The organism is Streptomyces sp. W16, from assembly GCF_033194735.1.
GTDB lineage: Bacteria > Actinomycetota > Actinomycetes > Streptomycetales > Streptomycetaceae > Streptomyces.
The window spans coordinates 1-7,601 of record NZ_JAWOAI010000479.1; the positions used below are offsets into that span (position 1 = coordinate 1).

At 71.6% G+C, this 7,601-nt stretch carries 7 protein-coding genes; 3 read left to right on the top strand and 4 right to left on the bottom strand.

The genetic code is table 11. From position 1 onward, the window contains the following. The coding region (locus R6V09_RS40965; RefSeq protein WP_317886570.1) for a carboxymuconolactone decarboxylase family protein at window positions 1-447 on the bottom strand (447 nt) is incomplete at its 3' end. 166 nt (window positions 448-613) lie between these two features. Here R6V09_RS40965 and R6V09_RS40970 point away from each other — a divergent pair. The 3 genes from R6V09_RS40970 to R6V09_RS40980 are packed head-to-tail and all read left to right on the top strand — an operon-like array spanning window position 614 to window position 3,251. Further along, the gene (locus tag R6V09_RS40970; protein WP_317886571.1) at window positions 614-1,729 is read left to right on the top strand and encodes a sensor histidine kinase; all 1,116 of its coding nucleotides are present in this window, start codon (window positions 614-616) and stop codon (window positions 1,727-1,729) included. Beyond that, window positions 1,726-2,433 carry a response regulator transcription factor gene (locus R6V09_RS40975; RefSeq protein WP_317886572.1) on the top strand — a complete coding sequence of 236 codons (708 nt, stop codon included), beginning with the start codon at window positions 1,726-1,728 and terminating at the stop codon, window positions 2,431-2,433. Before R6V09_RS40970 ends, R6V09_RS40975 begins: the two co-directional genes overlap by 4 nt. Further along, window positions 2,430-3,251: a class I SAM-dependent methyltransferase gene (locus R6V09_RS40980; protein ID WP_317886573.1), complete on the top strand. Its 822-nt coding sequence runs from the start codon at window positions 2,430-2,432 to the stop codon at window positions 3,249-3,251. Before R6V09_RS40975 ends, R6V09_RS40980 begins: the two co-directional genes overlap by 4 nt. 22 nt (window positions 3,252-3,273) lie before the next feature. On the opposite strand, the gene R6V09_RS40985 is transcribed toward R6V09_RS40980, so the two are convergent. The 3 genes from R6V09_RS40985 to R6V09_RS40995 form a co-directional block, all read right to left on the bottom strand. Continuing rightward, entirely contained in the window at window positions 3,274-5,457 is a 2,184-nt protein-coding gene (locus tag R6V09_RS40985) for an alpha-galactosidase (protein ID WP_317886574.1), read from the bottom strand. Window positions 5,458-5,551: 94 nt separating this feature from the next. After that, a complete protein-coding gene (locus R6V09_RS40990; protein ID WP_317886575.1) occupies window positions 5,552-6,913 on the bottom strand; it encodes an ABC transporter substrate-binding protein in 1,362 nt (453 codons plus the stop codon). After that, on the bottom strand, window positions 6,910-7,601 hold a 692-nt coding region (locus R6V09_RS40995; RefSeq protein ID WP_317886576.1), incomplete at its 5' end, for an acetylxylan esterase. The genes R6V09_RS40990 and R6V09_RS40995, both read right to left, overlap by 4 nt.

Sequence of the window (7,601 nt, forward strand, 5' to 3'; positions counted from 1 at the left end):
GCCGAGGTAGGCGGGTGCCTGCTCGGGCGGGAACGGGTACGGCGCCAGGGCCGCACCCGGGACCCGGGTGCGGCGGCCCCAGTCGAGCACGCGCGCGTGCTCCGCGTCCTCCGGTGTGCCGCCGCGGGCCAGGTGCTCGGCGAGGGCGTGGTCGCCGGTGGCGTGCAGCAGGACGGTGTGCGCGTCCGCGCAGAACGGGCACTTGTTGGCGAGTGAGACACCGAGGGCCGCCAGCTCCTTGCCGGTGCGGCTGCCGTCGCCCGCGATCAGCGACTCCCGCATCAACGCCCAGGCGGGCGCCAGGAGTTCGGGTGCGCAGGACAGGACCACGAAGGTCGGGGGGCGTGCGATCCCGAAGTCGACGGCGATCTGCTCGAAGACCTCGGCGGTGCGGCCGGTGGCGGACTGCGGCGACGGGGGCCGGGTGTGACGGAAGGGTGTGGGCATGGCAGCAGCGTGCGCTGCCCGGGTGCCCCCGGTCGTCGTACGGTCGAAGGGAGTTGACGCTGCGTCGGCCGGGTGGCGCGGGCCCGGGAAGTACTGCGTGGGGAGTAGTCCAGGAGTTGTCCACAGGGCTGACGACGGTGTCGGCGCGGCGGCCTAGTGTGCTGGCATGAGCGGGTACCCGGTCGATGTGACCCCACGCAGGCGCCTCGCCGACGCTTCCCTCGCGGTCGTGATCGGCGCCCTCGTCATGGCCGTAGCCGCCTTCGACCCGGACACCACCGCCGTCGACTACGCGTTCGTCGCGCTAGCCTCGGCGGCCCTGGCGTTCTACCAGACGGTTCCGCGCGCGGTCCTCGCCGTGGCCACGGTGGGGGAGGCGGCCTACGTCCTGCACGCCCATCCGGGGCCGATCGCCGGTCTGCCCGTCCTCGCCGCGATGCACACGGCGGCCCGCGCGGGACACCGCGGTTGGGCGGCCGGGGCGGGTGGGTTGTTCCTGGCGGCGTACTTCGCGACGGGGCCGACGACCCAGCAGGTGGTCGAGCGGACCGCGCTCATCGCCGGCTGGTTCCTGTGCGCGGTCGTCACCGGCCTCGCCGACCGCAACTGGCAGGCGTATCTGCGCCAGACCGAACAGCGCGCCCTGGAGGCCGAACGCACCCGCGAGGAGGTCGCGTTGCGCCGCGCGGGCGAGGAACGCCTGCGCATAGCGCGGGAGTTGCACGACTCCCTCACCCACAGCATCTCGATCGTCAAGCTCCAGGCGGGCGTTGCCGTCCACCTCGCCCGCAAGCGCGGTGAGGAGGTGCCGCCCGCACTGCTCGCCATTCAGGAGGCGGGCGGCGAGGCGATGCGGGAACTGCGGGCCACCCTGGAGATCCTGCGCACCACCGAGGAGCCCACCGGAACCCCCGAACTGCTCGTCGAGCGGGCTTGCGCGGCGGGCCTCGCCGTGGAACTCGCGGTGACGGGCGAGGAGCGCCCCCTCGCGGCGACGGTGGACCGCGCGGTGTACCGCATCGTCCAGGAGGCCCTGACCAACGCGGCCCGGCACGCGGGCCCTGCCAAGGTCAGCGTCCAACTCGACTACGGCGACGACGACTTGACGATACGGGTGGAGGACGACGGGGCGGCCGACCCGGGCTGTCCGCCGAAGCCGGGCATCGGTCTCACCGGCATGCGCGAGCGCGTCACGGCGTTGGGCGGCACCCTGCACACCGCCCCGCGCGCGGAGGGCGGTTTCGCGGTACGGGCCGAACTGCCGCTGGGGGAGGCGGGATGATCCGGGTCGTGGTCGTGGACGACCAGGCGCTGATGCGCGCGGGCTTCCGCGCCCTTCTCGACGCCGAGGACGGCATCGAGGTGGTGGGCGAGGCGGCCAACGGCGAACAGGGCGTCGCCCTCGTCCGCGCGCAACTGCCCGACGTCGCGCTGATAGACGTACAGATGCCGGTGATGACGGGTATCGAGGCGACCCGCCGCATCGCCGCCGACCCCGCCCTCGCCGCGGTCCGGGTCGTCATCCTCACCAACTACGGCCTGGACGAGTACGTCTTCGAGGCGCTGCGGGCAGGGGCCAGTGGCTTCCTGCTGAAGGACACCGATCCGGCGGACCTGCTCCAGGCGATCGGGATCGTCGCCGGTGGCGAGGCCCTGCTCTCCCCGTCGATCACCCGCACCCTCATCGGCGAGTTCGTCTCCCGGCCCCCCGACCGCTGCACCGCCACCGGCCTGGAGCACCTCACCCGCCGCGAACGCGAGGTCACCGCCCTGGCCGCGCGCGGCCTCACCAACGAGGAGATCGCCGCCCACATGGTCATCAGCCCGTTCACGGCGAAGACCCACATCAGCCGGGCCATGACCAAGCTCGGTGCCCGCGACCGGGCCCAACTCGTCGTGTTCGCCTACGAGTCGGGACTCGTGACGGCCCGCGCGCCGGAATCCCGTTGCGAGCCGGACACGCCGGATCGCAGTCTGGGGCGATGACCGAGACGACACGCGCACAAGGCCCTGCCGTCCGCGAGGAGATCCTCGCCTACTACGCCCGCGGTGAGGAGGACGGCCGCCTCAGACAGGGCTCCGACCGGCTGGAGTTCTGGCGGACCCAGGACGTACTGCGGCGCCTGCTGCCGACGGCCCCCGCGCAGGTGCTGGACGTCGGCGGAGGCAGCGGAATCCACGCCGAGTGGCTCGCGCGCGACGGGTACGAGGTCCAACTCGTCGACCCCGTACCGCTACACGTGGAACAGGCGGGCCGACTGTCAGGGGTCGACGCCCGCACCGGGGACGCCAGGGCGCTGCCCGCCGAAGACGCGTCGTACGACGTGGTGCTGCTGCTCGGGCCGCTCTATCACCTGCCCGAACGGGCGGACCGCGTACGGGCGTTGACCGAGGCGTGCCGAGTGGCGCGGCCGGGTGGACTGGTGGTCGCGGCGACCATCAACCGCTTCGCGGGGCTGCACGACATGCTCAGACAGGAGCTGTACTTCACCGCCTGGCACCGCGAGCGGATCGACCGCGAGATGGAGGAGGGCCGCCACGACTCCGAGGACGGCGGCCACTTCACGACCGCCTACTTCGCCGAACCGCACGAAGCCCCCGAGGAGTTCGCGGACGCGGCGCTCACCGTCGAGGGCCAGTACGGCCTCGAAGGCGTCGCCTGGCTGATGGGCGGCATCGAGGACTGGCTGGACGACCCGGACCGGCGCGAGGCCGTCCTGACAGCCAGCCGCCACATCGAGCGCGAGCCCACCCTGCTCGGCACCAGCGGCCATCTGCTCACCGTGGGCAGACGGCCCCGCTGACCGCACGCCTCGCCGCGTGCGGTCAGCGGGCCGTCCTCGTGAGTTCGAGGAGCAGGGCCTGCTCGGGGTTGAGGTTCGGCAGGGGCAGGCCGGCGAGGGTGAGTACGGAGCCGGGGAGGGACAGGCGGTCGTCGAGGGCCGTGGGCAGCCAGGCGGGTTCCGCCACCTCGTGGAACGACGGCCGGCCCAGCTCGGCGCGCACCCGCACCCGATAGGTCGCCTCGGGGTCCAAGCCGGGCAACGGCACTCGCCCGTACTGGCCCTCGGGGGAGGTGGCGAGCCGCGCCCAGCAGTACAGCGCGGCCGAACCGTCATAGGCGACGACTCCGTGCAGCAGTGTCGAGTCGTCGGCGAGGTCGGCGCGGACCGTGCGACCGCCGTGGAGCAGCGGGCGCAGCTCACGGTGGAGCGCGGTCCAGGCGGTGAGCCGGGCGAGTTCCTCGGGGGAGCAGCGGGTGAGGTCCTGTTCGATGCCGGCGTGCCCGAACAGGGCTGTGGTCAGGCGGAGTTGATCGGAGCTGACGCGGTCCGTGGTGTGGCTGGTGCGCGGGCCCACATGGGTGCCGACCAGTTCTGGGGGCAGCAGCTGCGCGGTCCAGCGTTGGATGGTCTGGCGCTCCACCGGGTCGTTGCAGTCCGAGGCCCAGACCCGGTCGGTCCGTTCCAGGATGCCCAGGTCGACCCGTCCGCCACCGGCGGCGCAGCTCTCGATCTCCAGCGCGGGATGGCGTTCCCGGAGCGCGTCGATCAGCCGGTAGAGGGCCACCACCTGGGCGTGTGCCACCGGACGGTCGGCGGCGGAGTGCACGGTCTCGTGGAGTTCCCGGTTGTGGTCCCACTTGAGATAGGCGATGGCGTACTTCTCCACCAGCGCGTCCAGCGCGTCCAACAGGTACTGCCAGGCATCGGGGTTTGCCAGGTCCAGCACATGCTGATGACGTGCCGCGGGGCCGACCCCACGGGCGGGGCCCAGCACCCAGTCGGGATGCTCGCGGGCCAGGTCGGAGTCCAGGTTGATCATCTCCGGCTCCACCCACAGCCCGAACTGCATGCCGAGCGAGCGCACATGGTCCACCAGCGGGGTCAGCCCCTCGGGCCACACCACCGGGTCGACGGTCCAGTCGCCGAGCCCGGCGTCGTCCGAACGACGGCCCCGGAACCAGCCGTCGTCCAGCACGAACCGCTCGACACCGACCTCGGCGGCCCGGTCGGCCAGCCGTAGCAGCCGGTCCAGATCGTGGTCGAAGTACACCGCCTCCCAGCTGTTGAGGATCACCGGGCGGGGGCCGCGAGGATGCGCGGGGCGGGCCCGGAGCAGGGTGTGGAAGCGGTCGGCTAGCCCGTCCAGGCCCTGGCCGGACCAGGCGAAGTGACAGACCGGAGCGGTGTACGACTCGCCGGGCGCGAGCCGGATCTCCCCGGCCCGCAGGAGTTCGCCGCCGCCGAGCACCGCCGCATGGGTGCCCGCGCCCTCCGGCAACTGCTCGGCCAGATACCGCTGGTCGCCGCTCCAGGCCACGTGAACGGCCCAGACCTCCCCGTCGCGGAAGCCGAATCCGGGCACGCCCACCGCCATGACGTACGGCGAGTCCAGTCCTGGCTTGCCCCGCCGCACCTCACGGGCATGGGTGCCGAAGCCCAGCGGCTGCCGCTGGGGTGAGCGCTCCCGGCTCCACTTGCCGGTGAAGTCGAGGACCTCCGAGGCCCGGCGCGGCAGCGGCAGCAGCGTCGTGATGTGCGCCAGGTCGTACGGCGCCGGGTCTGCGTCCGGCCGACGGGTGAGCGTGGTCCGTACGCCCAGTACTCCGGAGGGCTCCAGACGGTAGGAGAGGGTGACGTCGAGTCCGGTTCCGGGGTCGGTGAGGTGAAGGGTCAACTCCCCGCCCGCCGCCCGGGGTTGGTAGGAACTGTCGGTCAGCGTCAGCCGGGGTGCGGCGAACGCGCCGGCGAGATGGCCCTCCTGGGCCGGGGTGCCCGACCAGGCGTCGGCCTCGGTGGGCCAGACGGTGAACCGGCGCGGGACGTCGACGGAGTTGTTGAGCACGGCGGGTTCGCCGGTCAGGGCGAGCGCGGCCAGGGCGTCCTGTGGGAGGTCGCCCAGGTCGGCGCCCCAGTGCAGCACCCTGGGCACCGGTTCGGTGAGCTCCACGACGAGGGCGGTGCCCGCCGCGCGCAGGATGTGGATCCGCGCCGTGGTGTCCGACATGCAGAGTCCTTTCCGATCGTCCGGCTCCACCGGACGGGCCCGGCTCAGTGGGCCCGTCCGGCGGTCGGACAGGGAGTGCGGAGGGGTGGTGGGGTCACTTCTTGGCGAGCAGCTGCTTGCTCTGCTTCTGCATGTCCGTGAAGACGGAGTCGCTCTTCTGCCCGGCGAAGTAGCCCTGGAACAGCGGCTGCAGGGCGTCCTGGAGAGCCGCGCCGTTGCCGTAGACCGGGGACGGGTAGAGAACCTTGTCCTTGATCATGTCCGTGAAGACGGACAGGTCCACGCCCGTCTTGGCCAGTGCCTTGGCCGAGGCGTCCATGGAGGCCGGGATCGACGGGAAGAAGGTGCCGGTCAGGGAGGCCTTGGACTGGCAGGCCTCGCTGCCCATGTAGGAGACCCACTTCCAGGCCAGGTCGGGGTTCTTGGTGCCGGCCCAGATGTTGTTCCCGTTGGAGTTGCTCAGCACCGACCTGGTCTTGCCGTCGGGGCCGTAGGGGGTGGGCGCGATGCCGACCTTGAGGCCGGGGATCTTCACGAAGGTCGAGGCCTCCCACGAACCGCCGGTCTCCATCGCGACCTTGCCGGAGGAGAGCAGGTCGACGTCGCTGACGCTGTCGGTGAACTGCCCGATCTTGGGCGCGTAGCCCTTGTCCGTCAGGGAGCGGATCCAGTCCATGGTCTTCACGAAGCGCGGGTCGGAGTAGTTGAACTCTGTCGGCCAGCTGGCCTTGTCGCCCAGCCGCCAGCCCGTGGTGCTGACCAGCGGGCTCCAGGTGGTCTGGCCGATGAAGTCCTTGGCCGCGATCTCCCCGTAGCCGTAGGTCTTGACGCGGGACTTGTCGAAGCCCTTCTCGTCGCCGCGGCGCCCCTTGGTGTCGATGGTCAGGTGGGCGATCATCTTGCCCAGCGTGCCGCCGTTGTCGGGGTTCCAGTTGAGCGAGTCGACGTCCTTCTCGGTGTATCCGGCCTTCTTGACGGCGTCGTCGTTGAAGTAGAGGCCGGCCGCCGCCCAGTCCAGGGGCAGGGCGTACTGCTTGCCGTCGGTGAACTTCCAGGCGTCCACGCCGACCGAGAACCGCGACAGGTCGAACTTGTCCTTCTTGATGTAGTCGTCCATCGCCAGCAACTGGTGCTGGGAGGCGTACGCCTGGAAGAACTGGACGCTGTTCTGGAAGGCGTCGGGCGCGCTGCCGGCCACGAATCCGGCGGTCAGCTTGGTGAAGTAGTCGTTCACGTTGTACTGCGTGATCTTCACCTTGGTGCCGGGATTGGCCTTCTCGAAGTCCGTGGCGCACACCTTGTACGCGGCGGCCTGCTTGTCGTCCCAGGTCCACCAGTTGACGGTCTTGGAACCGCCGGCGGCGGAGGAGCCGTTGGAGCACGCGGAGAGCAGCGCGGCCAGCGTGAGCGTGGCGCCCAGCGCGACCGTCTTTCGAACTCCCTTGATTCTTCTCATTGTTCCTTCTTTCGGGATGACGCGGTCGGTGCGGGGGACGGCTGCACCAGCGGATGGGACGACGTCTTGAGGAGGGCGCCGAACGCGCCCAGTGCGACGGCCAGGTCCTCGGGCCCGCCGGCGTCGTGGCCGTTGAACTCCCAGAGCCGCAGCTCCTTTTGGCCGGCGTAGGCGTGGTAGGCGGCGATCGCGGTGACCGGCGGGCACACCTCGTCGCGCAGCCCGGCGGAGAACCAGGCCGGGGCGTTCGCGCGGCGGGCGAAGGCGAGTCCGTCGAAGTAGCCGAGGGTGTCGAAGGTCTGCTCCACCAGGTCCCGGCGGGCGCCCAGATAGCCGATGATCTCGGCGTACGGCTCGGCGGAGGTGAGCCGGGTGGCGTGCCGGATGTCGCAGAGGAACGGCGACTGGAAGTGGGCCGCCGCCAGGCCGGGCACCAGTCCGGCGACCGCGAGGGCGATGCCGCCGCCCTGGCTGGGGCCGACCAGGGCGACCCGGTCCGGGTCGACGAGGTCGGTGCGGGCGCGCAGCGCGTCGACGGCACGGACGGCGTCGGTGAACACCCGCCGGTAGACGTAGGTGTCCTTGTCCTCGATGCCCCGGGTGAGGAAACCCGGATGCGCCGGACCGCTGCCGACCGGGTCGGGGGTCGCGCCCCCGCCCGCCCAGGCACCGCCCTGACCGCGCGCGT

Bases quoted from the DNA above. Each gene is read 5' to 3' on its own strand.
- R6V09_RS40970 (WP_317886571.1), top strand. From the start codon at position 614: ATGAGCGGGTACCCGGTCGATGTGACCCCACGCAGGCGCCTCGCCGAC.
- R6V09_RS40975 (WP_317886572.1), top strand. From the start codon at position 1,726: ATGATCCGGGTCGTGGTCGTGGACGACCAGGCGCTGATGCGCGCGGGC.
- R6V09_RS40980 (WP_317886573.1), top strand. From the start codon at position 2,430: ATGACCGAGACGACACGCGCACAAGGCCCTGCCGTCCGCGAGGAGATC.
- R6V09_RS40985 (WP_317886574.1), bottom strand. From the start codon at position 5,457: ATGTCGGACACCACGGCGCGGATCCACATCCTGCGCGCGGCGGGCACC.
- R6V09_RS40990 (WP_317886575.1), bottom strand. From the start codon at position 6,913: ATGAGAAGAATCAAGGGAGTTCGAAAGACGGTCGCGCTGGGCGCCACG.